Raw genomic sequence first — 23729 nt, 5'->3', positions numbered from 1 at the left:
GCTATTGCGGGTTGGCATTTCCCGCCCGCCGTCTAAACTTGCCTCGCTTCGCGCCGCAGAGGACGGCACGGCGGCGAATTTTCAGGGAGGAAATCGCATGCTCAATTTCAGGACGAAATTTATTGCGGCCGGTGTGCTGGCGCTGTCGCTTGGCCTTGGCGCGGTATCGGTCAAGGCGCAGGAATTCATCAACGTGCTGACCGGCGGCACGTCGGGCGTCTACTATCCGCTCGGCGTCGCGCTGTCGGAAATCTATGGCAAGGGCATCGAAGGCGCGCGCACCCAGGTACAGGCGACGAAGGCGTCGGTCGAAAATCTCAATCTCTTGCAACAGGGCAAGGGCGAGATTGCTTTCGCGCTGGGCGATTCCGTAAAGCTGGCCGCTGAAGGCAATACCGAAGCCGGCTTCCCAGGCAAGCTCGACAAGCTGCGCGGCATTGCCGCCATCTATCCCAACTACATCCAGATCGTCGCCAGCAAGGAATCCGGCATCAAGACGCTTGCCGACCTCAAGGGCAAGAGCCTGTCGGTCGGCGCGCCGGCCTCGGGCACCGAGCTCAACGCCCGCACGATATTCGCTGCAGCCGGGCTGAAATACGAAGACCTCGGGCGGATCGAATATCTGCCCTTCGCCGAATCGGTGGAGCTGATCAAGAACCGCCAACTTGACGCCACGCTGCAATCGGCTGGCCTTGGGGTCGCGTCGATCCGTGACCTCGCCACCTCGGTGCCGGTCAACATCGTTGCCGTGCCGGCGGAGGACGTCGCCAAGATCGGCTCGCCCTATCTTTCCGTGGTCATCCCCAAGGGCACCTACGAGGGCCAGACCGAGGATGTTGCGACCGCCGCCGTCGGCAATTTCCTGATCACCAGCGCCGATGTCTCCGACGAGACCGCCTACCAGATGACGAAACTGCTGTTCGAGCATCTCGACCAGCTCACCGCTGCCCACGCAGCCGCCAAGGCGATCGACCCGGCCAAGGCACTCGACGGCATGCCGGTGCCGCTGCATCCGGGCGCCGAGAGGTATTACAAGGAAAAGGGATTGGTGAAGTAAGGAGCCATCCCTCCCCTTTTAGGAGAAGGTGAACGGCTGCCGAAGGCGAATGGACGGGTAGGGTCGGTTGAGGCCGCGCACTGCCGCACCGACCCCACCCGCCTCGCTTCGCTCGGCACCCTCCCCTCGAGGAGGGGACCGCCCCGCCAGGAACCCCGCTAATGACCGTAACCCCGACCGTTCTTTCCCCCACAGCGGAAGCTCCTGTCGAAGGATTGCCGCCTGGCTTCGGCGAAGGCATCGCCGGCAAGGCGGCTTTTTTTATCGCCATCGCCTTCTCCATCTTCCAAATCTACATCGCCGCCTATGGCAGCCTGCCGAGCCAGGTCATACGCGCCATGCATGTCGGCTTCCTGCTGCTGCTCGGCTTTGCCCTAATCGCCAATCTGCGCGCCAAAAGCGTCCCGGCGAAAGCAGTGTTCTGGACGCTCGGCCTGCTTGGTTTCGCCACCGGTCTGTACAATTGGGTGTTCTATGCCGACCTCATCCGCCGCTCCGGCTTTCTCACCACGCCTGACCTGATCGTCGGCGCGGTGCTGGTCGTGCTGGTCTTCGAGGCGGCGCGGCGGTTAATGGGGCTGCCGCTCGCCGTCATTGCCTTCATCTTTCTCGCCTACGCATTTGCCGGCAATCATCTGCCGCCGCCGTTCATCCATCGCGGTTATGATTTCGCCCAGCTCGTCGACACCTTCGCCTATGGCACCGAAGGCATCTACGGCACGCCGATCTATGTCTCGGCCGCCTACATCTTCATCTTCGTCGTTTTCGCCGCCTTTCTTGAGCGCGCCGGCATGATCGCGCTGTTCAACGATTTTGCGCTTGGCCTGGTCGGCTCATGGCGCGGCGGCCCGGCGCAAGTCTGCGTGCTGTCCTCGGCGCTGATGGGCACCATTTCCGGCTCCGGCGTCGCCAATGTGGTGGCCAGCGGCCAGTTCACCATCCCGCTGATGAAACGCTTCGGTTTCCGCTCGGCTTTCGCTGGCGCCGTCGAGGCGACCTCGTCGATGGGCGGCCAGATCATGCCGCCGGTGATGGGAGCGGTTGCCTTTATCATGGCCGAGACCCTGAACATCCCCTATGCCGCGGTGGTCAAGGCGGCGATCATTCCGGCGCTGCTCTATTTCGGCGCCTGTTTCTGGCAGGTGCACCTGGAAGCTGGCAAGGCCGGCCTGCACGGCATGGCCAAGGCCGACCTGCCCAATCCGTGGGATGCGGTGAAACAACACTGGCCGCTGGTGCTGCCGCTGGCAGCGCTGATCTACCTGCTGTTTGCCGGCTATACGCCGGTCTTCGCCGGCACCATGGGCCTGGCGTTGACCATTGTGCTTATCCTCGGCACGCCGCTGGCAGCATCGATCGGGCCGCTCGCCTTCCGCATCGTCTTCTGGCTGGCGCTCGGGCTTGCCGCGGCTTCCTTCATGAAATTCGGCGTCAACATCCTCAGCCTGGTCATCGCCGTGCTGGTCGCCGCCTGCCTCACCTTCAAGGGCGGGCGCGAGACGCTGCGCATATGCGTGGATTCCCTTGCCGAAGGAGCGAAGAACGCGCTGCCGGTCGGCATTGCCTGCGCCATTGTCGGCATCGTCATCGGCACGTTGACGCTTACCGGCATCGCCTCGACCTTCATCGGCTGGATCATCTCGATCGGCGAGAACAATCTGTTCCTGTCGCTGCTTTTGACCATGCTCACCTGCTTGGTGCTCGGCATGGGCATACCGACAATTCCCAACTACATCATCACTTCGTCGCTGGCCGGGCCAGCGCTGCTGTCGCTCGGCGTGCCGTTGGTGGTCAGCCATATGTTCGTCTTCTATTTCGGCATCATGGCCGATCTCACCCCGCCTGTGGCGCTGGCCGCCTTCGCCGCCGCGCCCATGGCCAAGGAAAGCGGCCTCAAGATCGGCATCCAGGCCACCAAGCTTGCCATTGCCGGCTTCGTTGTGCCGTTCATGGCGGTCTATACCCCGGCGCTGATGCTGCAGGACCCCGGCCCGATCGCCGCCCAGTTCGGCTATCCCGTCGAGGTCGCCTATATCGTCATCAAAGCCTGCATGGGTATCGTCCTGTGGGGCGTCGCGGCCGTCGGATTTCTCGCCCGGCGCATGGCGTGGTGGGAACGCCTCGTCGCCTTCGCCGCCGGCGTGCTGCTGGTTGCGGCGCTGCCGCTCACCGACGAGGCGGGCTGGGCGCTGTCCCTTGCCTGGATCGGCTGGCACTGCTGGCGCGCGCGGCAGGCTTCGCTGGCTAATTCAGCATGAGCCTCTGCATCGTCGCGGCCGGCAAGACGGTGACGCTCGCGGTCGCTGCCTTCACGCTCTCCTGGGTGCATTCGGTGGAGAAGACCCAGTGGCAGGAAGACTGGAAGGTGCTGCCGTCCGGCCTGCAGCTGGTCGAGGCCCGCATCAAGGGATCGGGCGCCGGGATGGAGCCGCCGCAAGGCTCGGCGCTGCGCGACGGCTGGTGGGTCTATGCGCCCAAAATCGGGCCACAGCTGCGCCTGGTGCTCGCGGCGTCCGGTGCGACCGGCGGAGGCTGGACGCTGTGCACGGCTCAGGACTGCCGTGAGCTGGGCAAGCTGGCAGGCGAGGCGGTCTCGCTGGAGCCGTGCGGGCTGGAAGGCTCCAGCCAGCCGCGATAGCGGGCGATCATGCCGGCAAGCGGATGCGAGATCTCGACATGGAAGCGGAAGCGGCCATCCTTCACCGTTTCGTAGGAAGTCGAGCGTGGACCGAGCCACATCGGAAGCGGCAGGCCAAAAAAACTCCAGCGGCGCAAGACCAGCGCCAGCCGGCCGTCTTCGGCAACCAGCGCCATCGCGAAGGTCAGCGGGCCGAAGCGTTCGCACAGCAAGCGCTGCGATCGACCCCGGCCTGCGGACTGTAGGCTCGAAAAACTGTGCTTGCCGAATGTCCGGGTCCAGGTCTCGCCGTCCTTGTCGGTGTCGAAGCGGACATGAACCGGGATGTCCTCGCTTGCCCCGGGGAAGACGACCGTCCAGGCCATTAGCCGGCCAAGAACATTGCGCCCGCGTTCGACGCGCGCGCGGCCTGCGGCCGTGATCGTACGGTCATGCATTGACCGAATTGCCTCGGGAAGGCCTTGTCAGGCGGCACCGAGCAGCTCGGCATAAAGCGGCTTGTCCTCGTCCGCCGCCCCGTTCCTGAAGCCGGTGTAGATTGTCCGCCCGGCGAACAGGGCTTCATAATCCCGGAGCTCCAAATCGCGCACCCCCGCCCGTGCGCCCGGCGCGGGCTGATGTCCGGCCAGCGCTTTGCGGGCCAGTGCTTCGACCGCCATCGACGGGATCAGCGGCCCGTCATTGCCCTCGGCCAAGAGATACCACGAGCGCTTGACGATGGCGCCCGCCCGATCCGATCCCTCCACCTCGACGAACATGCCGCCGCGATGCTCGCCCCAGCGCAGCCGGTTCGTTGCCTGATGCATCAGCGGCGCCAGTGGCGAAAGCGAACCGATCAATCCGGCGCGCACCAGCCAGGCGAGGCCGATCAGGGCGCGGTGCAGCACCTCGGGTACCGGCCCGGCTCCCATCCAGATGGTCCTCGCCTCCGGCCAAAGCGCGGCCAAGGCGCGCAGGTCCGGAACGTCGACCAGAGAAAACAGCGCGTTTCGAAGCGGCAGCCGGCCCGGCGGCGCGATAGTGTAGCGCAGCTGCTCGGTAAACGGACGGCCTTGTTCGGGACGGCCATTGCGAACAAGCCGCACCGGCCGACCGGCATAACCGGCGATAGCCCGGATGACGTTCCCGCCGACGCCGGCAAAGGGCGAAGGCGCGATGCCGCCGCGAATGCCGTCGACCCGCGTCAGGTCCGAAGACAGGCGACGCACCACCGCCGCCGTCAGCACCGGAAAGCTCGAGACGCCGGACAGCACGAAGACGCCGGCGTTTCGCGCCGCCTCGTCGAACGCAGAGACACCGGCGACGAAATCCGAGCCGTCGGCTAGATCGAGATAGTTGATGCGCCGGGCGATGCAGGCCTCGATCAGGCGATAGCGTCCCTCGCCATAGGCCTGGAACGGACCGCTCGCGTCGACTACAATATCAGGCTCAAATGCAGCGAGTTGCGCGGCGAGATCGCCGTCACGGTCGAACAGTGCCGGCACCAGCTGGGCTGCTGTCGGGGCGCTCTTCTTGCAATACGCGTCAGCCTTGGCGAGCGAGCGCCCGGCGACAAAGAGGATCAGATGCGGCTCGCCCTCCAAAAGCTCGACGGTGCGACCGCCAAAGGTGCCATAGCCGCCGACGACAAGAACCTTCATCCGCAGTTCCCCCAAAATGCCCCTCCCGCTCCCGGCCAAGGCAACGAACCTAGCCGATCAATCTTGCCCTCACCTCGGCGGAAGGGATTTCGCAATTGTCCTTCTTGCCGAACAGGGCGTAGCGGTTCTTTGCGATGCGGTCGTAGAGCCAGTCGCGAAGCGGGCGCGGCAACAGCAGCAGGATCCGCGCCGCCCGCCACGGCCAGCCGAGTTCGGCCATGACGGCAACGAAACTGTCCAGGCGGGTGAAAGCCGCGCCATCGACGATGACGAGATTGGTCTCGTAGCGATCCGTCCGCAGCCCGTATTTCTTGAACAGCATCTCGCCGAAGGGCGACTGCGCCGTTACGAAATGGAAGCGGCCCTTGCGGTCGAGCTTCACCACCATGCGCACAAAGCCCGAGCACAACACGCAAATACCGTCGAACACGATCAACGGGCGACTTGATTCGAATTCTGGCGGCTCAGGAGAATGGTTCGGCTTGACGATCACGTGACGCCCGGCAGCTGGTGTCAGGCGACACTAGGCCTGCCGGCGGCTGGATCAAAGCCCGGAATGCTAGAGGCTTGGCGTTGTCGCACGCCGTCTGTCGGTCAGCGCAGGGCGCTCGGCGCGATAGGTCGTTGACCGATTGTCGGCGTCGGGCCGGCAGATACGGCTGTCGTGACGGCTCTCCATGCTCATCATCACCGCACGCTGATCCCAAGCGTGTTGCCACGGCGCGCGCAGGCGGGGCCTGGGCCGCGCATATAGTAGCGCTCAGGCCGATAGGTCGGCGCGACGAATTCGCGGATGGCGGCGGCATAGCCGGCGATTTGATTCCAGAAGCTCATTTTACTCGGTCCCTGTCCCGTTTCGGATGTCCCTTCCGAATTGCGGGGATCATAGCGTCCAGGCGTGAATAGTCGGTGAACGCGATGTTAATCTCTGGTCGAAAATGCCTTTGTTCATGGCTGGAATGCGGCTGATTCGCGGTGTTTCCATGCAGTCCGTCGGCATTTCGTCCAGTGTGACTTTTGCATCACATATGTTTCGCCTGAATGTCGCAGAGGCGCGGTTTTGTTTCAGGTTTTGCCGGACCGCGAAATTTCCGTGCACGCGGCCGGAAAACCAGGAACCGGCCCGTCAGCCGCACGTTGATTTCCCAGTGCCGGGACGAACCGGCTCCGCAGGCTGCGGTGCTCGGGTGGGCCGCAGCCAAAAAATCCGAAACTGCAAGAGCAATGGAAAGGCAAAGGCCATGGGTTTCTTTTCGAAGGATATCAAAACCCTCGACGACCTCTTCGTGCACACGCTGCGTGACATCTATTACGCTGAAAAACAGATCGAGAAATCGCTGCCGAAGATGATCGACAAGGCGAGTGATGCGCAGCTGAAAGCCGGCTTTGAGAAACATCTCGCTCAGACCAAGGGTCATATCCAGCGTGTCGAGCAGGTGTTCGAACTGCACGGCGTGAAGGCCAAGCAGGTCGACTGCCCGGCCATCGATGGCATTCTCGAAGAAGCCGACGACGTCAGCGGCGACATCGCCGACAAGGAGGTTCTCGACGCTGCGCTGATCGCCTCCGCCCAGGCGGTCGAGCATTATGAGATGACCCGTTACGGCACCCTGATTGCTTGGGCCAAGCAACTGGGCCGCAGCGACTGCGCCAATGTGTTGGCCAACAACCTCAAGGAGGAGCAGGCAACCGACCGCAAGCTTACCGAAATAGCGGAAGGCAAGGTCAACCTGCAAGCCGCCGAGTAGGGCAGTGAGCGAGAACAAGGCAAGGCTGGGTTGAAAGCCCGGACTTGCCTTTTGCGCCGCCGGAACCGGAACGGACTTTGCCCGTTCTCGGTTGAACATTGTCGCGCAGGGAGTTTGTCATGGCGCCGCGCCCGGCCTGGAGAGGGTATCTCAAGCTTTCGCTGGTCACTTGCGCCGTCGAACTGACCAATGTCGTCACCCAGGCCGAGAAAGTCTCGTTCCGCGTGCTCAACCGCAAGACCGGCAATACCGTCAAGCGCGTCTATGTCGATTCGGCAAGCGGCAAGCCGCTCGATGAAGGCGACGAGATCAAGGGCTACGAGATCGGCGACGGCGACTTCGTCCAAATCGAGGAGGAGGAGATCGAAGCCGTGCAGATCGAATCCTCGCATACGATGAGCCTCGATGGTTTCATCGAAAAATCCTCGATCCAGCAGATCTATCTCGATGCGCCCTATTATGTGACGCCTGCGGACGAGGTCTCGGAAGAGGCCTTCGCCGTCATCCGCGACGCCATGGCCGCCAAGAAGACGGCGGGGCTAGCCCGCATTGTGCTCTATCGCCGCGAACGTCCGGTGGTCATTGAGCCGTTGGGCAAGGGTCTGCTGCTGACGACCCTGCGCTATGGCGATACGGTTCGCAGGCCCGAGATGGTGTTCGGCGACATCAAGCCGGTGAAGACCGACGTCGAGATGATCAGGCTGGCCGAACACATCGTCGATGACAAACAGGCGAAGTTCGATCCTTCCGAATTCGAGGACAAATACGAAAACGCCCTGATCGAGCTGGTCCGCGCCAAGAAGGCCGGCAAGAAGGCACCGAAGACCAAGGCGGAACCACGGCCCTCCAACGTCGTCAACCTCTTCGATGCGCTGAAGAAGAGCCTTTCGTCGGAAGCCGGTGCGCCGGCAAAGACCGGACGCCCGGCAAAAGGCGCCAAGTCCAAAGCCGCCCGGCGCAAATCTGCTTAGGATCCGCCCATGGCCAGCCTCGAGCAGTATCACGCCAAGCGCAATTTCAAGAAGACGGCCGAACCAGCCGGCAAGGTTTCGCGCGGCAAGAAAGCCGTGCCGGGTGGCATCTTCGTCATCCACAAGCATGCCGCCACCAGGCTCCACTACGACCTTCGTCTCGAGCATGGTGGCGTGCTGTGGAGCTGGGCGGTGACGCGAGGCCCGAGCCTCGACCCGCACGAAAAGCGGCTCGCCGTGCATGTCGAGGACCACCCGATCGACTATGCGCCGTTTGAAGGCACTATCCCGAAGGACCAATATGGCGGCGGCTCGGTCATTGTCTGGGATGAGGGAACTTGGGTCCCCGATGGCGACCCGGCAAGGGCGATGAAGAAAGGCCATATCAGTTTCGAACTGCATGGCCACAAATTGCATGGCGCCTGGCATCTGGTGCGGCTGAAGCCGCGTCCGGGCGAAAAGCGTGACAACTGGTTGCTGATCAAATCCGACGATGCCGCCGCGCGTCCGGGCGAGGACATTTTGCAGGAGGCGCCGCAATCGGTGAAATCCGGCCTGACCATCGAGGAGGTCGGCGAAGGCAAGACCGCCGACGGCAAGAAGCCAAGCGTCTGGCAGTCCGACAGGCCGGCCGCCAGCAAAGCGAAGGCCGTCGCGGCAAGGCGGCTGGAATTCATCGAACCGGCGCTCGCAACGCTGGAGCGGGACGCGCCGCCCGGCAAGGACTGGCTGCATGAGGTGAAGTTCGACGGCTATCGCATGCAGGCGCAGCTTGCCGGCACCGAGGTGCGGCTTTTGACACGCGCCGGCCTCGACTGGACCGACAAATTCGGTGGCGCAATTGTCGCGGCACTTGGCGGCCTGAAATGCACCGATGCTATCGTCGACGGCGAAATCGTCGTGCTGGCGGATAACGGCGTCTCGTCATTCTCGCTGCTGCAGCAGGATCTGTCGGCGGGCCGTACGGATCGTTTCATCTACTATGTCTTCGACCTGTTGCGTCTCAACGGTGAGGATATCCGTTCCGAGCCGCTGGTCGAGCGCAAGGAAAGGCTGCGCACCTTGCTCGCCGGACAGGTCGAGGATCAGGCCGTGCGCTTCAGCGACCACTTTGCCGAGCCCGGCAAGATCATGCTGGAGCACGCTTGCCGGCTGGGGCTCGAAGGCGTCGTCTCCAAGCGCGCCGATGCGCCCTACCGCAGCGGTCGTGTTCCCTCGTGGGTGAAGTCGAAATGCACGGCGCGCCAGGAGTTCGTCATCGGCGGCTATATGCCGTCGGACAAGACCGGGCGCGGCCTGCGCTCGTTGCTGGTCGGCTATCACGAGGGCGGCAAGCTGCGCTATGCCGGCCGCGTCGGCACCGGCTTCACGGCCAAAAGCACCAACGAGCTGAAGAAGAGGCTTGATGCGCTAAAGACGACGTCCTCGCCCTTCGACAGGGCGGTGCCAAGGGGCAAGGGGCTGGTCTGGGTCAAGCCCGAACTTGTCGGCGAGGTGGAGTTTCGCAGTTGGACGTCGGACCGTATAATACGCCACGCGTCGTTCCAGGGACTGCGCGAGGACAAGCCGGCGGAGGAAGTCGTGCAGGAGAAACCGAAAGCACACTCAGCGCCGGCAGAGCAGCCCAAGGCAAAGCCCGCCAAACCCGCCGGGACGGCGAAAACGTCGGTTACGCTGTCTCGCCCGGACAAGCTTCTGTGGCCGCAGGAGAAGGTATCGAAGCAGGATCTGGTCGATCATTATGCACTGGTCTGGCCGCGCATGAAGCAGTTCATCGTCAATCGGCCGCTCAGCTTGGTGCGGGCGCCGGACGGCGTCGGCGGCCCACGCTTTTTCCAGAAGCATGCCTCAGCGGGCATGAGTGAAAAAATAGCCGTGATGAAGGATCCGACGGACGGCGAGGAAATCCTGTTCATCCGCGATTTCGACGGCGTCGCGGCGCTGGTGCAACTGGGCGTCGTCGAGATCCACATCTGGGGCTCGACCACCAACGAGCTGGAAAAACCCGACCAGATCATCTTCGATCTCGATCCGGACGAGGGCGTCGACGTGAAGGCGGTGCGTGCCGCGGCGCTCGATATCCGCGGCCGGCTCGACGAACTGTCCCTGCCGAATTTCGTCAAGACCTCGGGCGGCAAGGGCTATCATGTCGTCGTGCCGCTGAAGCCGTCGGCGGATTGGGACGAGGTCAAAGGCTTCGCCCATGAGTTCGCCCGAGCGCTCGAACAGGCCGCGCCCGACCGCTACACGGCGACGCTGTCGAAGAGGGCGCGCACCGGCAAGATTTTCGTCGATTATCTGCGCAACGGCCGCGGCGCCACCACGGTTGCGCCCTATTCGTCGCGCGCCAAAAAGGGAGCCACGGTATCGATGCCGGTGACCTGGGCGGAGATCGAGGCCGGATTGCCGCCGAACGCCTTTCCGATCGGCGACAAGACGACGCTGAAGCGGCTCGGGCAAGCCGATCCCTGGGCGGATTTTTTCAAGCAGGCAAAGCCGCTCAAGCGCGGCTAGAGCAATTCCAGGAAAGTGTGAAACGGTTTTCCGTCCGGAATTGCATCAAAACAAAAAGATAGAGTGGTTCGGCGTTCCCGTGAAACGCCGAACGCGCATTGAAGCGAGCCGTCAGGCGAGAAACGTCGTCTCGAAGGCCTGCTTGCCTACCGGTGAAAAGATCACGGCACGGCTGTCCTTCTCGCGCCGCGCCCATTTCTCGGCGAGGATCTTGTCGAGAATGGCGGCGCCCAGCGTGCCGGCGAGGTGCGAACGCCGCACGCTCCAGTCGAGGCAGGCGCGGCACACCGGTCGCCGCGCTTTGGTATGGATGTCGATGCCGATCGCGGCGAAATGCGAGGCGGCGGACGGCCCAAGCTGGATCACCTTGTCGTCGCGCAGGAGCACTTGTCGAGCCACAAGACGGTCCAGCATCGCCACCGCCCGCTCGCCGGCGAGGTGATCGTAGCAGACCCGCGCCACGCGCATGGCCGCGTCGCGAGGGCCGGGTCGCACCCTCTGCGGTCCGACCGCAGCGGCAACGCCGGTGATGGCTTCGATCATTCCCGCCACCTGCGGGCCTGCGAGGCCGTAATAGCGGTGCCGCCCCTGGCTCGCCAGCGTCAGCAGCCCGCCTTCCATCAGCTTCGACAGATGCGAGCTCGCTGTCGGAAGCGACACCCCGGCTTCGAGTGCCAGTTCGCTCGCCGTCAGTGCCGTGCCGCCCATCAGTGCGGACAGCATGTTTGCCCGCGCCGGATCGCCCACCAGGCTGGCAATGCGGGCTATGTCGGGTCCTTCGCGCATAGTTCGTTCCTCATCGAAGCATCCTCGTCAGATAAAGCATTAGTCTCGATGCAAATCAAGGAGACAACGATGCCTGCAAGGACCATTCTCAGCGCCGCGCCTGCTCGCCGGCCGTTCCCGTTCATTGTCTTGCGCCGCTTGCGGCTGCGGCTCCTGAAGCGGTGGTACGACCGTCATTTGCAGCGTCTCGACCTCGCCGAGATCGACGATCATCTGCTGCGTGACCTTGGCCTGACACCTGAAGACGTCCGCCGCGAATGCGCGAAATCGTTCTGGCAGGCATGATCAGCGAGGGATTTGCCTAGCATATCGATCTTCGGAACGTTTCGATCCGCCTCGAACTGTGACCGCAAGAAAACATCCACCGCCAAGGAGGCGAAAATGACCATCACCTGCTTCATCCGCTACGAGATCGATCCGTTCGGCAAGGCGGCATTCGAGGAATATGCACGCAATTGGGGGCAGGCGATCCCGCGCTGCGGCGCCGATCTGATCGGCTATTTCGCGCCGCACGAAGGCTCGGCCACCACGGCTTATGCCGCCTACAACATCGACAGTCTTGCGGCCTACGAAGCCTACCGCGCCCGGCTCGCCGCCGATCCCGCCGGCAAGGCGAACTACGAGTTCGCCCGACGGGAAAAATTCATTCTGAAGGAGGACCGCATCTTCCTCAAGCTGGCCTCCGGGCCGCATGCTCCTTTGGTGAAGCCATGATCGCCGTCATCTTCGAGGTCGAGCCGGCGGCGGGCAAGCGCGATGCCTATCTCGGCATCGCCGCCGACCTGCGCCCACTGCTCGACGGCATCGACGGTTTCCTGTCGATCGAGCGCTTCCAGAGCCTTGCCGATCCGAACCGCATCCTGTCGCTGTCCTTCTGGCGCGACGAGGACGCGGTGAAGACCTGGCGCAACACGCAGGAACATCGGCAGGCGCAGAAGGCCGGGCGCGGCGGTATCTTTGCGGACTATCGTTTGCGCATCGCCCATGTCGTGCGCGATTACGGCCTGACCGAACGCGCCGAGGCGCCTCAGGACAGCCAGGCGGTAAATGGTTAAGGACTGTTAGGCATTCCCGATCAGCACCCCTGCCGCAAACACCAGCGCGCCACCCAGCACCACCTGGAAGGCGGCGCGCCAGAATGGCGTCTGCATGTAGCGGTTCTGCACGAAGGCGATCGCCCACAGCTCGAAGAAAACCACCACGGCGGCGACAATGGTCGCCGTCCAAAAAAGCGGGATTAGATAGGGCAGCGCATGGCCGAGCCCGCCCAGCGTCGTCATGACGCCGACGGTCAGCCCGCGTTTTGCCGGCGAGCCGCGGCCCGATAATTTGCCGTCGTCGGAAGCCACCTCGGTGAAACCCATCGAGATGCCAGCGCCGATCGAGGCGGCAAGCCCGACCAGAAAGGTCTGGAACGTATCATGCGTGGCAAAGGCGGCGGCAAAGATCGGCGCCAGCGTCGACACCGAGCCATCCATCAGCCCGGCCAGCCCCGGTTGGACATAGGTCAGGATGAACTGGCGCTGCTCGGCTGCCGTTTCTTCGTCCTTGACCGCGCCCGGCACATGCTTTTGCTCCAGCCGCTGCGCCAGTGTCTCGTGGCCCTGTTCTGCGATCGCCAGGTCGTCGAGCAGCTTTCGCGTCGACGCATCGCCTGTGCGTTTGGCCGCCTCGATATAGAACAGGTAGGCCTGCCGCTCCATGGCCTCGGCTTGGCTGCGCACATGATCGATGCCGAGCGGCCTCACCAGCCAGTCCGGCTTGCGTTCGTAATAGCCCTTCACATGTTCGCGCCGGATCAGCGGTATGCGCTCGCCGAAACGCTTGCGGTAAAGCTCGATCAGCGAATCGCGATGGCCGTCCTCCTCCTCCGCCATCTCCTCGAACACCTTGGCCGATTGCGGAAAGCTCTCCGCCAGCCCGTCGGCATAGGCGCGATAGATGCGCCCGTCATCCTCCTCGGAGGAGATGGCGAGCGCCAGGATCTCCTGTTCCGAGAGCGATTCAAAGGGACGGCGGCCGAAGCCGAAAACGCGGGAAAGCATGAGAAATTCACCCTAGTTTAGAATAGTTCTAAACTATGACCTCGCACGTCGCCGGTCAATCGTGTGCGCTCCACTCATGCTCAAAAGGTACAGGCTTCAAAATCCCGAACACATCGCCGTTGCTATCGGCAAACGTTCACTTATATAACCGAATCTCAACTAAGAGAAAGGAACGCCGCAGATGCCGGAAAAACAGCAGCTGTTTGATCCCAAACCGGTTCTCGACCTTATCGCTAATATTGAGGCGGATCTGCAGCGCCTGAAAGGCCTGGTCGAGCAGCAGGTCGAAAAATTTGATCCCGCCAATCCGCACAACAAGGCTCCCGACGGCAAGTTGACCGAGGAGGGCGTCGAGTGCTGCTATCGCCTGTTCGACGAGGGCAAGTCGCGCTATTCGGTTGCCCAGCAGATGAAGATCTCCTTCGCCGCCGCCACCCACCGCTTCAACACCTGGCGCAAGATGGGCGGCCCCAAACGGCAAAAGACGCTGTTGGGGTGAGGAGCGGCAGGCTATGCCGGTCAATCGACAACGATTTGTCGACTGAAGCGGCGAACGCATGGCAGAGGGCCGAGGAGGCGGTGGGGACAGTCACGCCCCACTCTCCTGCCTCCAAGGACGAATTGTAACGGTCACATTTTTTCATTGGTGCGCCGCCTCCCTTTCCGTGCAGCATAGGCGGTCTCATCTCTTGTAGGACCTAGCCATGACCACCCCTCCCGGCATCGCCGATATTCACAGCGCAGCAGCGCGATTGTCCGGACGGATCGTCGAAACGCCGCTGATCGAATCGCCGGAGTTGAACAATCGCTTCGGCGCCAGGATCCTGTTCAAGCCGGAGACGTTGCAGCGCACCGGCTCGTTCAAGTTCCGCGGTGCATACAACAAGCTCTCCTCGCTCTCGGCGGAAGAACGCGCCCGCGGCGTCGTCGCCTTCTCGTCGGGTAATCACGCGCAAGGCGTTGCCGCCGCGGCGGCGATGTTCGGCGTCAAGGCCGTAATCGCCATGCCTGCCGACGCGCCGGCGATGAAGGTCGGCAATGTCAGGAAGATGGGCGCCGAAGTGATCACCTTCGACCGGGTCCGCGACGATCGCACTGCCGTCGTCCGTTCTTACGTGGAAAAGGGCATGGTCCTGGTGCCGCCTTACGACGATCCGGCCATCATCGCCGGCCAGGGCACGGTCGGCCTCGAATTGATGCGCCAAGCAAGAGCGCTTGGCGTCAGCCTCGATGCGGTAGTGGTTCCCTGCGGCGGCGGCGGCTTGAGCAGCGGCATTTCGATCGCGGTCAAGGACGCCTCGCCGGGCACCGCCGTCTGGGCCGTGGAACCCGAGCATTTCGACGACACACGCCGCTCGCTGATCAAAGGCGCCAGGGTGTCGAACGCGCCCGGCCACACCTCGATCTGCGATGCCCTTCTCGTCGCCGAGCCGGGCGCCATCACTTTCGAGATTAACCGAAAGAATCTCGCCGGCGCCATCGCCGTTTCCGACAAGGCGGTGGCACAGGCGATGCGCGATGCGATGGCTTGCTTGAAGCTGGTCGTCGAACCTGGCGGTTGCGTCGGCTTGTCCGCGCTGTCGTCAGGCGAGATCGACCTTGCCGGGAAATCCATTGCCGTGGTGCTCTCCGGCGGCAATGTCGATCTCAGCACCTATGCCGAGATCATTGCTGCCGGCTAGGATAGCAACCAGTTCCAGCTCATGTGCCGATTCGAGGTGCTCAAGCGTCCGTTGCACCCGGTCGAACCGGTACCCTTCAAAGACTGAGATCAATGAAACTGTTCTTCAGCCGCAATCCCAATCCTCGCCTCGCGGTCGCGGTGGCACGGTATCTCAACGCCAAGGTCGAGTTTGAATTCGCCTCTCCCTTCGCTCCGGGCCAGGCCGAGCGATTTCGGCCGCTCAATCCAAATCTTTCATTGCCCATCCTTATAGGTTCGGGAAAAAGCCTCTGGGAGGCCGACGCCATAGCCTGTCGGCTTTCGCACGATATGCATTCGGATTTCTGGCGCGCTGGCGACGACGAGCCCGAGATGATCCGATGGCTGAGTTGGGGGAAAGAGAACTTCGCAAGAGCCTGCGATGTCGTGCATTTCGAACGCGGGACCAAACAGCGCTATGGGCTCGGCCCGATAGATCAGGCGCGGGTTGAGGAGGGCCTTAGCGACTTCCGGACGGCCGCTGCCATACTTGATGCCGAGCTTTCCCAGCGAGAATGGCTGGTCGGCGCTTCGGTTTCCTATGCCGACTTTCGAATGGCGACGTTTCTGCCCTTCAACGATCTCGCCCGATTGCCGCTCGATGACTATCCCTCTGTCAGTCGCTGGTATCTTCAACTCGAAGAAATCGACGCCTGGCGCGATCCCTTCGAAGGGCTCAATGCGCCTGAATTGACACCGGTCCCGGGCCAGGCCAAGTCCGTGTGAATCTCGATCATTTGCACAAGCGGATCGAGTTCGACCCTAATCCAGCGTCCGGCGGAACCGCACCAGCGCAATACCGGCGAACAGCGCCACGAACACCACCAGCCAGCCGATTTCCGTTGCCACCGCCGGCAGTTCGGCGCCCTTCAGCATCACCGCGCGGATGATGCGCAGGAAGTGCGTCAGCGGCAGCACCTCGCCAAAGACCTGCGCCCAGTCCGGCATGCCGCGATAGGGGAACATGAAGCCGGACAGCATGATCGACGGCAAGAAGAAGAAGAAAGTGAGCTGCAGGGCCTGCATTTGCGTGCGGGCGATCGTCGAGATCGTGTAGCCGAGCAGCACCAGCGCCAAGACGAAGATAAGGACCGCCGTCAACAGCAGCGACATCGATCCGGTGAAGGGGATGGCAAACAGAAGCTTCGAGGCTGCCAGCACCACCAGCACCTGCACGGCGCCGACCGCCAGATAGGGCAGCACCTTGCCCAGCATGATCTCGAGCGGGCTTGACGGCATCGCCAGAAGGTTCTCCATCGTGCCGCGCTCGGTCTCGCGCGTCAGCGCGATCGAGGTCATCATCACCATCGTCATCTGCAGGATGACGCCGAGCAGGCCGGGCACGATGTTGTATTGCGAGACGGCTTCCGGATTGTAGCGCCGGTGCACCACCACCTGGAGCTGGCCCCGGGCAGCCTCGGCCGCCGTTTCCTGCATGCCGCGTGCCCTGAGCAGCGCCTGGTTGGCGACGGTGCCGAGCGTCGAGATGGCGCCGCTGGCGACGGCCGGATCGGTCGCATCCGCCTCGATCAGAATCTGCGGGCTGTCGCCGCGCTCGACCCGCCGGGCAAAATCGGCGGGAATGGTGACGACGAAGGCGACGTCGCCGCGCGCCATCAGGAATTCGGCTTCGGCGGCACTTTGCGCGACGTGGTCGAAGCGGTAATAGCCGGTGGTCTGCAGCGCCGAAACCATGGCTCGTGTGTAAGGATCGCTGCTCATCGCCACCAGCGCTGCCGGCAGGCTCTTCGGATCGTTGTTGATGGCATAGCCGAACAGCACCAGCTGCATCAACGGCACGCCGAGCATCATGGCGAAGGTGATGCGGTCGCGCCGCATCTGGATGAACTCCTTGATCAGCAGCGCGCCTAGCCTGGCGAACGAAAAGATGCTGTTTATCCCATTTTTCATCCCATGTTGTCCTTCGAACCGGACATGAACTGGATGAACACATCCTCCAGGCTGGTCTCGCCGGGCGTCACCGTAACGCCCTCGTGCTCTTTCTCGACATCGGCGAGCGCTGCCTGAAGTGCCGTCCTGTCGGAGCCGACGACATGCAGCGTCGCGCCGAACGGCGCCACCTGGTCGACGCCGGGGCGGCCATGAAGTGCGGCAGCGACCTGATCGAGCCGCGGCCCTTGCAGGACGAAGGTGGTCAGCCCGGCATTCCTCACCACGTCCTCGACCGTGCCGGTGGCCAGCATCTTGCCGTAGGAGATGTAGCTGATGCGATGGCAGCGCTCGGCCTCATCCATGTAATGGGTGGAGACCAGCACGGTCAGGCCGCCGCTCGCCAGCCGGTGGATCTCGTCCCAGAATTCGCGTCGCGCTTTCGGGTCGACGCCCGCCGTCGGTTCATCGAGCAGCAGCAGTTTCGGCTTGTGCATGATGCAGGCGGCCAGCGCCAGCCGCTGCTTCCAGCCGCCGGACAGGGTACCGGCCAACTGGTTCCTGCGCGATGTCAGGCCGAGCTCCTCAAGCGTCTTAGCCACGTGCTCGTCGAGCGGCTTCAGCCGGTACAGCCGAGCCACGAATTCGAGATTCTCGCCGATCGTCAGATCTTCGTAGAACGAGAATCTCTGCGTCATGTAGCCGACTTCGCGTTTGATCCGCAGGCTGTCGGTGCGGATGTCGAAGCCCAGAACCGTGCCTTCGCCCTCATCCGGCGTCAGCAAGCCGCACATGATGCGGATGGTCGTCGTCTTGCCCGAGCCGTTCGGCCCGAGGAAGCCGACGATCTCGCCCTCGGCCACAGCCATAGTCACATGATCGACGACGGTCTTGTCGCCAAAGCGTTTGACCAGGCCGTGCACGTCGATGACGTTCATTTTCCGATGTCCGCCAGATCGACGTCGACGATCTGCCCGGGCTGCAAGGCGCTGGCGTCGCCCTCCGGCCGCGCTTCGACCAGATAGACCAGCTTTTGCCGGGTCTCGAGCGAGTAGATCACCGGCGGCGTGAATTCCGGATCGGGCGACACATAGCTGACGCGTGCCTTCACGCCCGACCCGCAGCCGTCGCAATGGACGTTGAGCAGCGTGCCGACGTCGACCGAGGAGAACGCGCTTTCCGGCACATAGACGCTGAGCTTCACCGCGCCGTCCGGCAGCATGGAGATGACCGGCGCGGTCGGACCGGCCGTGTCGCCTGGATAGCGGATGACATCGTTGACCCGGCCGGGCGAGGGCGCGGTCAGCACACGCTTCGACAGCCGCCATTGCGCTTGCTCCAGCGCCGATTGCGCCTGCCTGACTTGATTGTCGGCGGCCTTGATAGTCTCCGGCCGTGCCGGCAGGCCGCCGACCGCGAGATTGGCCTCCGCCTGGCCGACCTGCGCGTTGGCCGTCTCGAGAGCCGCGGAAGCCGTGTCGTAGTCGGCCTGTGTGCCGGTGCCGCGTTTGAACAGATCGCTGGCGCGGGTGTATCTGCGTTTGGAGTCGGCGGCTTGTGCTTTGGCCATGTCGACCTGCGCCTTGAGCACCGCGATCTCTTCCGGCCGCTTGCCGACCTGCAGATCGGCGAGTTGCGCCTGGGCTTGCGCAAGCGCTGCCTCGGCTTGTGCGATGGCGATCTTGGCGTCGGCGTTTTCCAGCGTCACCACCGGCGTGCCGGGCGCGACGCGGTCGCCTCGCTTGACCGCAATCGTCTCGACCTGCGCCACCTCGATCGGCGCGAGCAGCACATAATCGCCCTCGACGTAGCCGACGGCGAGCGGTGCTGCCGGCGCGCAGGCGCTGAAAAGCTGGGCGGCAAGCGGCAAAGAACAGAGCAGGCTCATGATCCACGATCCTTCCGGACAGCCAAATCGCGCCGAGCTAAAATCGCGCTGAGATTGTCGGTTATTGTTGCCGCGATCTTGCCGGCCTCGTCGTCGCCGATCTCGCGCCAGCCCATCCGGCGCATAACTGCCTCGCGGCCGATGCGGAAATAGACGACCTGGCCGATCAGCGTGAATACGGTGAGTTTAGTGCGCTCGCTCTCGGCCGGCTCGCCCGTCGCCTGTTCCCAGATCAGGCAGAGTCGGTGATGCGCCGGTTCGAACACGCCATCATAGATACGGTCGAGCGCGGCGGTTGGATGAGACAGCTCACGCAGGACGAACTGTACAATCTCGCCGGCTTCCGGCCTTGCCGCGATGAAGGCGACCATCCGCTCCAGTGCGACGGCCAAATGTGCCCGCGCGGCCTCGGCGTCCGCCAATGCCGCGGCCGGCGCTTGCAGATTGCCGATCGCCTGGCCGGCAACGGTCTGGATGGTGTCGACGATGTAGTCGGCCGCCGCGTTGCGGAGCCCTTCCTTGCCGCCGAAATGATAGGCGATCGAGCCGATATTGGCCTTGGCCTCGGCCGCGATCTGGCGCGTTGACGTGCCGTCGAAACCCTGGCGTCCGAACAGCTTCAGCGCCGCGCGCACGAGTGCCGTCCGCGTCATATCCGCGGCGGTCTTGGGCGCCTCATGAGGAAGGCCGCTGGCGCTGGGCGATTTGATCATGGCCAACAATTTAATCAATCGAATGATTAAAGTCAAGTGCGGTCAAGCGGCTTGCCAACTCTGGCCGTGCGCGCTTTAGTGCCTGGCCATGGGCAAGGAAATCGAGCGTAAGTTCCTGGTCTCAGGTGAGGAATGGCGGGCAATGGTCGAGGCGGACATTCATATCCGTCAATTCTACCTAGTCGCCGAACCCAGCCGCACGGTGCGTGTGCGCATCAGCAACGATGCGGCCGCCAAGCTGACGCTCAAGTTCGGCAGCCAGGCACGCGAGCGCGACGAATTCGAATATCCGGTACCTTTGGCGGAGGCGCAGGAGATGCAGGCCTTTGCCATCGGACATGTCATCGAGAAGACACGCCATCATGTTAGACACCGCGGCTATCGCTACGAAGTCGATGTCTTCGGCGGGACGCTTGCGGGGTTGGTGATCGCCGAGCTCGAGACGCCGGATGATGTACAGGACGAAATGCTGCCACATTGGCTCGGCCGTGAAGTCACCGGCGAGCCGAGATTTTACAACGCGTCGCTCGCCCTTGGGGGGATTCCGGAGATCGTCGCATGAGCTTTCGTATCGATCCGCGCATGTCGCTGACCGGAGAGGTCAGGCGCATCCTCGCCGAGGAGATCGGCAAGGCGCTTGTCCATCTGGACGCCGCGCGTGACAGGCCCGAACAGGGGCTGCACAAATGCCGCAAACGGCTGAAGAACGTCCGCGCCTTGCTGCGCCTTGTCCGTTCCGGAGACGAAACATTCTGCGTGACGGAGAATCAGTGCTACCGCCAGGTGGCGGCCCTGCTTGCCGGTCCGCGCGAGGCGACCGCACTGGTGGAAACAATCGACCGGCTGGCGGCAAGCTTTCCCGAGCAAAGTGCCGGCGATGGCCTCGGTGCCGTGCGTGACAGGCTCGTCGCGCGCCAGCATGAACTGCATGGCGGAGCAGGCCTCGATGCTGCGATAGGCGCGGCGATTTCCGCTTGCGAGGAAGGTGTCGCCCGGATCGACAAGCTCGCTCTGCCCGACCAGCCGGAGCAGGCTGCCGACGTGCTCGCCGAAGGCGCGCGCACCACTTTGCGCCGCGCCAGGAAAGCGCTGGACAAGGCGGCTTCGCGCGGCGAAGCCGATGACTTTCACGATCTGCGCAAGGCGGCCAAGACGCATGGCATGCACCTGTCGCTGCTCGGCAGGCTGTGGCCGACGCCGATCAAGACGCGGCGCAAGGCCGTCGACGAATTGGGCGAGCGGCTTGGCGAGTTCCACGATGTGTTCGTCATGCGCGCGCTTCTAGATGCCGAGGACCAACCGCTCGGCCCCCCTGAGGAGACGCGGTTGCTTGCCAAGCTGCTGAAGCGCTCGGAAAAGGGCCTGAAAAAGACCTGCCTCGCCGAGGCGGCCGAGCTTTTCGGCGACAGTCCGAAGCGCTCGACGAGGAAGCTCGCCCGCAAGGTGCGCGAAGATCTCACAGCGGCACCGCAGCACGAAGACGCCGGCGCGCCTGGCGTGGGCTGATCATGGTCTAATTTGCCGCCCTGTGGTAATCGCCGTCTGGCATGACCGAGCCCGGCGACACGCTTCTGACCGACTTGGCCGCTGGCTTGCAGGCCGGCTGCAGGAGGAATCGACCTTCTACGAGCCTTACACGCCGTCGGATGCCGAAACGCTGCGCCGCACGCTTGAGCCCGGCGACATCCTACTCATCGAAGGTAACCAGAAGATCTCGGCGGCGATCAAATACCTCACCCAGTCGACCTGGTCGCATGCCGCCTTCTATGTCGGCGATGCATTACCGGAGCCGGAGGACGGATCGGAGCGGCGGCGCCTGATCGAGGTCACGCTCGGCGATGGCTGCATCGCCGTGCCGCTGTCGCGCTATCGCAGCTACAACACCCGCATCTGCCGTGCGAGTGGCCTGGCTCCGGATGACCGCGAAGCGGTCGTCGCGTTCATGATCGGCAGGCTCGGTCTCAGATACGATCTCAAGAACATATTCGACATGCTGCGCTACTTCTTGCCGACGCCGCCGGTGCCGGTGCGCTGGCGCCGCCGCATGCTGGCTTTCGGTTCCGGCGACCCGACGCGCGCCATCTGCTCGTCGCTGATGCCGAGGCCTATGGCCTGATCCGCTACCCGATCCTGCCGGAGATTACCCGGGCGCCTGGCCGTGCCTCGGCCCAGTCGAGCTATTCGCGCAGGGAAATCCTGCACATCTGCCATCACTCGCTCTACACGCCGCGCGATTTCGACCTGTCGCCCTATTTCCGTATCGTCAAGCCGACGCTGGAATACGGCTTCGACTACCGGCAGATGGTCTGGGATGACAAGCCCAGGATTGCCGATGCCGAGACAAGGGCTCAGGGTGGCGGCTAGGCCGGTAGCTTTGCGGCGGCCCGGCCGGGTGTCCGCGCGCCTGCGTCGCGCGGATGCGGCCCGATCGGCATGATCACCGGGAACGGCGTTGCGCCGAACGCGAACGTCCATTTGTAACCGACCAGCCCGTCTTCGGGCGTCGTGTGCTGGTCGTGATGGGCAAGCAATTTGGCGCGCTCCGCCAATTCCTCAGCCTCGCGCTTGATCATTTCCGCCGTTTCCGGCCGCATCCGCCTGGAGAAGCTGACGAACGTCGCCTCGCGCTCAAGATGGGTAATGGCCCAGCCGATGAAATTCTTGTTGGTCATCTCGAACAGCGGCCGCAATGGCCCGTCGAAATTCCACTGGATCGGCGCCTCGACCAGCAGCCTTGCCGACAGGCCGCGACCGAGCGCGACCAGGCCGAGTTCCTCGAGGTCGCGCAGATAGAGGAACATCGAAGCCTCGCTCAGCCCTTGTGAGCGCATGATGCCTTCGGGCGTGAATTTCTCGGAAAGCATGACAAAGACGAACAGCAGTGCCGGCCGCCCGGCGAGCTTGCGCTCGATCTCCGGCGCGATCTGGTTGGCGGGTCCTGGTCCTCTGTTCATAGAGCCGAGCACGTTCTCCAACTCTACGCCGGCGGCAGTGCAGATCTCCATCAGCCGGTCGAGCTTGCAGTTGCGCTCATGGAAGATGCGCTTCACCGTCGGCTCGGAAACACCCATCCGCTCGGCAAGGACGCGATAGGTGATGCCCTTTGCCTTAAGCGTCCGCTTCAGCGCTTCGAAGATCAGGCCGTTCATGGGATGCACCTCTTTTGCACGATTTGGTATCAGCCTTCGGTACTAGTCCTGATAGATCTTCCCGAAAAGTATCGAAAGGCCTAGCTCTCCGCCAGTCCATTACAGGAGACTAGCCATGAAGAGCCTCTTCACCTCGATACTTCTCGCCCTGGTCGGCATCGCGGCCGCGCCAGCAGTTCAGGCCGCTGAACTCTGGCGCACCGGCGGCCTCGAGCAGCCTGAATCGGCGCTGTTCGACGCCGCCGGCCAGCGCGTTATCGTCTCGAACATCGTCGGCAATCCCGGCGAAGCCGACGGCAACGGCTATCTGTCGATCCTGTCGATGGACGGCAAGCTAGTCACGCAACACTGGACCGACGGCATGGACGCGCCCAAGGGCATGGCGATTGTCGGCGGCAAACTCTACGTCGCCGACCTCACCCATGTGCGCGTCGTCGATCTCGCAAGCGGCAAGCTAACATCGACGATCGACGTGCCGAACGCGGTCTTCCTCAACGACGTGACCGCCGACGCGTCCGGCAAGATCTACGTCACGGATATGCTTGCCGATACGATCTATCGCATCGACGGCGACCGGCCCGAACTGTTCGTCAGGGATGCGGCGCTTGCTTCGCCGAATGGCATCTTCGCCGATGGCGGCCGGCTGATCGTCGCTTCCTGGGGCAAGGGCATCAAGCCCGACTTCAGCACCGCGGAGCCGGGCGGCCTGCTCTCGGTCGATCTTGCTACCAAGGCCGTTTCGCCACTGCCCGGCGCGGAAAAGTTTGCCAACCTCGATGGCGTCGTTGCCATCGGCGGCAGCATCTACGCCACCGCGTATATGACCGGCACGCTCTACCGCTACAAAGCCGGCGGCACGCCGCAAGCGGTTGCGACGTTCAAACCGGGCAGCGCCGACATCGGCACCGACGGCAAGTCGACAATCTTCGTGCCGCTGATGAACGACGGCGAGATCGCGGCATTGGGCCTCGACTAAGCCAGCCATCGG

The 23729-nt window shown here is 63.4% G+C and carries 26 protein-coding genes and 1 pseudogene; 16 read left to right on the top strand and 11 right to left on the bottom strand.

All coding sequences use genetic code 11. The features are described from left to right. Window positions 1–97 precede the first annotated feature (97 nt). From NKI67_RS07295 to NKI67_RS07285, 3 genes are all read left to right on the top strand, one after another. Window positions 98–1057 carry a TAXI family TRAP transporter solute-binding subunit gene (locus tag NKI67_RS07295; protein ID WP_023678990.1) on the top strand — a complete coding sequence of 320 codons (960 nt, stop codon included), beginning with the start codon at window positions 98–100 and terminating at the stop codon, window positions 1055–1057. 161 nt (window positions 1058–1218) lie between these two features. Next, window positions 1219–3315, top strand: a complete 2097-nt coding sequence (locus NKI67_RS07290) for a TRAP transporter permease (protein WP_023678991.1) — start codon at window positions 1219–1221, stop codon at window positions 3313–3315. Further along, the gene (locus NKI67_RS07285) at window positions 3312–3695 is read left to right on the top strand and encodes a DUF1850 domain-containing protein (RefSeq protein ID WP_023678992.1); all 384 of its coding nucleotides are present in this window, start codon (window positions 3312–3314) and stop codon (window positions 3693–3695) included. Before NKI67_RS07290 ends, NKI67_RS07285 begins: the two co-directional genes overlap by 4 nt. On the opposite strand, the gene NKI67_RS07280 is transcribed toward NKI67_RS07285, so the two are convergent. The 4 genes from NKI67_RS07280 to NKI67_RS07265 all read right to left on the bottom strand — a co-directional run bounded on the left by NKI67_RS07280 (window position 3608) and on the right by NKI67_RS07265 (window position 6169). After that, window positions 3608–4132 (bottom strand): DUF4166 domain-containing protein, encoded by a 525-nt coding sequence (locus NKI67_RS07280; protein WP_084641495.1) that lies wholly within the window; start codon window positions 4130–4132, stop codon window positions 3608–3610. The two genes, NKI67_RS07285 and NKI67_RS07280, sit on opposite strands and share 88 nt — an antisense overlap. Before the next feature lie 27 nt (window positions 4133–4159). Beyond that, window positions 4160–5335 carry a saccharopine dehydrogenase family protein gene (locus NKI67_RS07275; protein ID WP_084641498.1) on the bottom strand — a complete coding sequence of 392 codons (1176 nt, stop codon included), beginning with the start codon at window positions 5333–5335 and terminating at the stop codon, window positions 4160–4162. A gap of 49 nt (window positions 5336–5384) precedes the next feature. After that, window positions 5385–5765, bottom strand: coding sequence for a thiol-disulfide oxidoreductase DCC family protein (locus NKI67_RS07270; protein WP_245274773.1), 381 nt, complete (start codon window positions 5763–5765; stop codon window positions 5385–5387). A gap of 257 nt (window positions 5766–6022) precedes the next feature. Continuing rightward, window positions 6023–6169 (bottom strand): hypothetical protein, encoded by a 147-nt coding sequence (locus tag NKI67_RS07265; protein WP_023678994.1) that lies wholly within the window; start codon window positions 6167–6169, stop codon window positions 6023–6025. A gap of 407 nt (window positions 6170–6576) precedes the next feature. Here NKI67_RS07265 and NKI67_RS07260 point away from each other — a divergent pair, with 407 nt between their 5' ends. The 3 genes from NKI67_RS07260 (at window position 6577) to ligD (ending at window position 10568) form a co-directional block, all read left to right on the top strand. Continuing rightward, window positions 6577–7083 carry a YciE/YciF ferroxidase family protein gene (locus NKI67_RS07260; RefSeq protein WP_023678995.1) on the top strand — a complete coding sequence of 169 codons (507 nt, stop codon included), beginning with the start codon at window positions 6577–6579 and terminating at the stop codon, window positions 7081–7083. 119 nt (window positions 7084–7202) lie between these two features. Then, window positions 7203–8054: a non-homologous end joining protein Ku gene (gene ku, locus NKI67_RS07255; RefSeq protein ID WP_023678996.1), complete on the top strand. Its 852-nt coding sequence runs from the start codon at window positions 7203–7205 to the stop codon at window positions 8052–8054. Between the two features lie 9 nt (window positions 8055–8063). After that, window positions 8064–10568 carry a DNA ligase D gene (gene ligD, locus NKI67_RS07250; RefSeq protein ID WP_023678997.1) on the top strand — a complete coding sequence of 835 codons (2505 nt, stop codon included), beginning with the start codon at window positions 8064–8066 and terminating at the stop codon, window positions 10566–10568. A gap of 111 nt (window positions 10569–10679) precedes the next feature. Here the strand turns inward: ligD and NKI67_RS07245 are convergent, their stop codons facing one another. Further along, window positions 10680–11354: an ArsR/SmtB family transcription factor gene (locus tag NKI67_RS07245; protein ID WP_023678998.1), complete on the bottom strand. Its 675-nt coding sequence runs from the start codon at window positions 11352–11354 to the stop codon at window positions 10680–10682. A 69-nt stretch (window positions 11355–11423) separates the two neighbouring features. On the opposite strand from NKI67_RS07245, the gene NKI67_RS07240 reads away from it, so the two are divergent. The 3 genes from NKI67_RS07240 (at window position 11424) to NKI67_RS07230 (ending at window position 12409) form a co-directional block, all read left to right on the top strand. Then, complete coding sequence (locus NKI67_RS07240) at window positions 11424–11639, top strand: DUF1127 domain-containing protein (protein WP_023678999.1); 216 nt, start codon at window positions 11424–11426, stop codon at window positions 11637–11639. Window positions 11640–11735: 96 nt separating this feature from the next. Next, entirely contained in the window at window positions 11736–12068 is a 333-nt protein-coding gene (locus tag NKI67_RS07235; protein ID WP_023679000.1) for an NIPSNAP family protein, read from the top strand. Further along, window positions 12065–12409, top strand: coding sequence for an antibiotic biosynthesis monooxygenase family protein (locus tag NKI67_RS07230; RefSeq protein WP_023679001.1), 345 nt, complete (start codon window positions 12065–12067; stop codon window positions 12407–12409). Before NKI67_RS07235 ends, NKI67_RS07230 begins: the two co-directional genes overlap by 4 nt. A gap of 6 nt (window positions 12410–12415) precedes the next feature. Here NKI67_RS07230 and mbfA read toward each other — a convergent pair whose 3' ends face one another. Next, complete coding sequence (gene mbfA / locus NKI67_RS07225; RefSeq protein WP_352451856.1) at window positions 12416–13399, bottom strand: iron exporter MbfA; 984 nt, start codon at window positions 13397–13399, stop codon at window positions 12416–12418. 181 nt (window positions 13400–13580) lie between these two features. On the opposite strand from mbfA, the gene NKI67_RS07220 reads away from it, so the two are divergent. The 3 genes from NKI67_RS07220 (at window position 13581) to NKI67_RS07210 (ending at window position 15827) form a co-directional block, all read left to right on the top strand. Then, a complete protein-coding gene (locus NKI67_RS07220) occupies window positions 13581–13898 on the top strand; it encodes a hypothetical protein (protein ID WP_023679003.1) in 318 nt (105 codons plus the stop codon). A 205-nt stretch (window positions 13899–14103) separates the two neighbouring features. Further along, a complete protein-coding gene (locus NKI67_RS07215) occupies window positions 14104–15081 on the top strand; it encodes a threonine/serine dehydratase family protein (protein WP_023679004.1) in 978 nt (325 codons plus the stop codon). A 92-nt stretch (window positions 15082–15173) separates the two neighbouring features. Continuing rightward, window positions 15174–15827: a glutathione S-transferase family protein gene (locus NKI67_RS07210; RefSeq protein WP_023679005.1), complete on the top strand. Its 654-nt coding sequence runs from the start codon at window positions 15174–15176 to the stop codon at window positions 15825–15827. A gap of 36 nt (window positions 15828–15863) precedes the next feature. On the opposite strand, the gene NKI67_RS07205 is transcribed toward NKI67_RS07210, so the two are convergent. The 4 genes from NKI67_RS07205 to NKI67_RS07190 are packed head-to-tail and all read right to left on the bottom strand — an operon-like array spanning window position 15864 to window position 19592. Further along, window positions 15864–17000 (bottom strand): ABC transporter permease, encoded by a 1137-nt coding sequence (locus tag NKI67_RS07205; RefSeq protein ID WP_023679006.1) that lies wholly within the window; start codon window positions 16998–17000, stop codon window positions 15864–15866. 8 nt (window positions 17001–17008) lie between these two features. Beyond that, entirely contained in the window at window positions 17009–17929 is a 921-nt protein-coding gene (locus tag NKI67_RS07200; RefSeq protein ID WP_023679007.1) for an ABC transporter ATP-binding protein, read from the bottom strand. Continuing rightward, window positions 17926–18879 (bottom strand): HlyD family secretion protein, encoded by a 954-nt coding sequence (locus NKI67_RS07195; RefSeq protein WP_023679008.1) that lies wholly within the window; start codon window positions 18877–18879, stop codon window positions 17926–17928. The genes NKI67_RS07200 and NKI67_RS07195 overlap by 4 nt, the downstream gene beginning before the upstream one ends. Continuing rightward, entirely contained in the window at window positions 18876–19592 is a 717-nt protein-coding gene (locus NKI67_RS07190; RefSeq protein WP_023679009.1) for a DUF1956 domain-containing protein, read from the bottom strand. The genes NKI67_RS07195 and NKI67_RS07190 overlap by 4 nt, the downstream gene beginning before the upstream one ends. Before the next feature lie 88 nt (window positions 19593–19680). On the opposite strand from NKI67_RS07190, the gene NKI67_RS07185 reads away from it, so the two are divergent. From NKI67_RS07185 to NKI67_RS07175, 3 genes and pseudogenes are all read left to right on the top strand, one after another. Then, window positions 19681–20154, top strand: a complete 474-nt coding sequence (locus NKI67_RS07185) for a CYTH domain-containing protein (protein ID WP_023679010.1) — start codon at window positions 19681–19683, stop codon at window positions 20152–20154. Continuing rightward, window positions 20151–21098, top strand: a complete 948-nt coding sequence (locus tag NKI67_RS07180; protein WP_023679011.1) for a CHAD domain-containing protein — start codon at window positions 20151–20153, stop codon at window positions 21096–21098. Before NKI67_RS07185 ends, NKI67_RS07180 begins: the two co-directional genes overlap by 4 nt. A gap of 41 nt (window positions 21099–21139) precedes the next feature. Continuing rightward, window positions 21140–21956 (top strand): annotated as a pseudogene (locus NKI67_RS07175) (C40 family peptidase). On the opposite strand, the gene NKI67_RS07170 reads toward NKI67_RS07175, so the two are convergent. Further along, window positions 21953–22741 carry a helix-turn-helix domain-containing protein gene (locus tag NKI67_RS07170; RefSeq protein WP_023679012.1) on the bottom strand — a complete coding sequence of 263 codons (789 nt, stop codon included), beginning with the start codon at window positions 22739–22741 and terminating at the stop codon, window positions 21953–21955. The pseudogene NKI67_RS07175 and the gene NKI67_RS07170 sit on opposite strands and share 4 nt — an antisense overlap. 115 nt (window positions 22742–22856) lie before the next feature. Between NKI67_RS07170 and NKI67_RS07165 the strand changes: the two genes are divergently transcribed. After that, window positions 22857–23717 carry an SMP-30/gluconolactonase/LRE family protein gene (locus NKI67_RS07165; protein WP_023679013.1) on the top strand — a complete coding sequence of 287 codons (861 nt, stop codon included), beginning with the start codon at window positions 22857–22859 and terminating at the stop codon, window positions 23715–23717. The last annotated feature ends 12 nt before the right edge of the window (window positions 23718–23729 follow it).

Origin of the sequence: Mesorhizobium sp. M0408 (genome assembly GCF_040321495.1) — a bacterium.
GTDB lineage: Bacteria > Pseudomonadota > Alphaproteobacteria > Rhizobiales > Rhizobiaceae > Mesorhizobium.
The sequence above is the reverse complement of the archived record's forward strand: the minus strand, read 5'-3'. Positions and strand labels throughout refer to the sequence as shown.

What these genes read in the sequence shown, in the direction of transcription:
- NKI67_RS07295 (WP_023678990.1), top strand. Translation starts at nt 98, where the DNA reads ATGCTCAATTTCAGGACGAAATTTATTGCGGCCGGTGTGCTGGCGCTG.
- NKI67_RS07290 (WP_023678991.1), top strand. Translation starts at nt 1,219, where the DNA reads ATGACCGTAACCCCGACCGTTCTTTCCCCCACAGCGGAAGCTCCTGTC.
- NKI67_RS07285 (WP_023678992.1), top strand. Translation starts at nt 3,312, where the DNA reads ATGAGCCTCTGCATCGTCGCGGCCGGCAAGACGGTGACGCTCGCGGTC.
- NKI67_RS07280 (WP_084641495.1), bottom strand. Translation starts at nt 4,132, where the DNA reads ATGCATGACCGTACGATCACGGCCGCAGGCCGCGCGCGCGTCGAACGC.
- NKI67_RS07275 (WP_084641498.1), bottom strand. Translation starts at nt 5,335, where the DNA reads ATGAAGGTTCTTGTCGTCGGCGGCTATGGCACCTTTGGCGGTCGCACC.
- NKI67_RS07265 (WP_023678994.1), bottom strand. Translation starts at nt 6,169, where the DNA reads ATGAGCTTCTGGAATCAAATCGCCGGCTATGCCGCCGCCATCCGCGAA.
- NKI67_RS07260 (WP_023678995.1), top strand. Translation starts at nt 6,577, where the DNA reads ATGGGTTTCTTTTCGAAGGATATCAAAACCCTCGACGACCTCTTCGTG.
- ku (WP_023678996.1), top strand. Translation starts at nt 7,203, where the DNA reads ATGGCGCCGCGCCCGGCCTGGAGAGGGTATCTCAAGCTTTCGCTGGTC.
- ligD (WP_023678997.1), top strand. Translation starts at nt 8,064, where the DNA reads ATGGCCAGCCTCGAGCAGTATCACGCCAAGCGCAATTTCAAGAAGACG.
- NKI67_RS07245 (WP_023678998.1), bottom strand. Translation starts at nt 11,354, where the DNA reads ATGCGCGAAGGACCCGACATAGCCCGCATTGCCAGCCTGGTGGGCGAT.
- NKI67_RS07240 (WP_023678999.1), top strand. Translation starts at nt 11,424, where the DNA reads ATGCCTGCAAGGACCATTCTCAGCGCCGCGCCTGCTCGCCGGCCGTTC.
- NKI67_RS07235 (WP_023679000.1), top strand. Translation starts at nt 11,736, where the DNA reads ATGACCATCACCTGCTTCATCCGCTACGAGATCGATCCGTTCGGCAAG.
- NKI67_RS07230 (WP_023679001.1), top strand. Translation starts at nt 12,065, where the DNA reads ATGATCGCCGTCATCTTCGAGGTCGAGCCGGCGGCGGGCAAGCGCGAT.
- mbfA (WP_352451856.1), bottom strand. Translation starts at nt 13,399, where the DNA reads ATGCTTTCCCGCGTTTTCGGCTTCGGCCGCCGTCCCTTTGAATCGCTC.
- NKI67_RS07220 (WP_023679003.1), top strand. Translation starts at nt 13,581, where the DNA reads ATGCCGGAAAAACAGCAGCTGTTTGATCCCAAACCGGTTCTCGACCTT.
- NKI67_RS07215 (WP_023679004.1), top strand. Translation starts at nt 14,104, where the DNA reads ATGACCACCCCTCCCGGCATCGCCGATATTCACAGCGCAGCAGCGCGA.
- NKI67_RS07210 (WP_023679005.1), top strand. Translation starts at nt 15,174, where the DNA reads ATGAAACTGTTCTTCAGCCGCAATCCCAATCCTCGCCTCGCGGTCGCG.
- NKI67_RS07200 (WP_023679007.1), bottom strand. Translation starts at nt 17,929, where the DNA reads ATGAACGTCATCGACGTGCACGGCCTGGTCAAACGCTTTGGCGACAAG.
- NKI67_RS07195 (WP_023679008.1), bottom strand. Translation starts at nt 18,879, where the DNA reads ATGAGCCTGCTCTGTTCTTTGCCGCTTGCCGCCCAGCTTTTCAGCGCC.
- NKI67_RS07190 (WP_023679009.1), bottom strand. Translation starts at nt 19,592, where the DNA reads ATGATCAAATCGCCCAGCGCCAGCGGCCTTCCTCATGAGGCGCCCAAG.
- NKI67_RS07185 (WP_023679010.1), top strand. Translation starts at nt 19,681, where the DNA reads ATGGGCAAGGAAATCGAGCGTAAGTTCCTGGTCTCAGGTGAGGAATGG.
- NKI67_RS07180 (WP_023679011.1), top strand. Translation starts at nt 20,151, where the DNA reads ATGAGCTTTCGTATCGATCCGCGCATGTCGCTGACCGGAGAGGTCAGG.
- NKI67_RS07170 (WP_023679012.1), bottom strand. Translation starts at nt 22,741, where the DNA reads ATGAACGGCCTGATCTTCGAAGCGCTGAAGCGGACGCTTAAGGCAAAG.
- NKI67_RS07165 (WP_023679013.1), top strand. Translation starts at nt 22,857, where the DNA reads ATGAAGAGCCTCTTCACCTCGATACTTCTCGCCCTGGTCGGCATCGCG.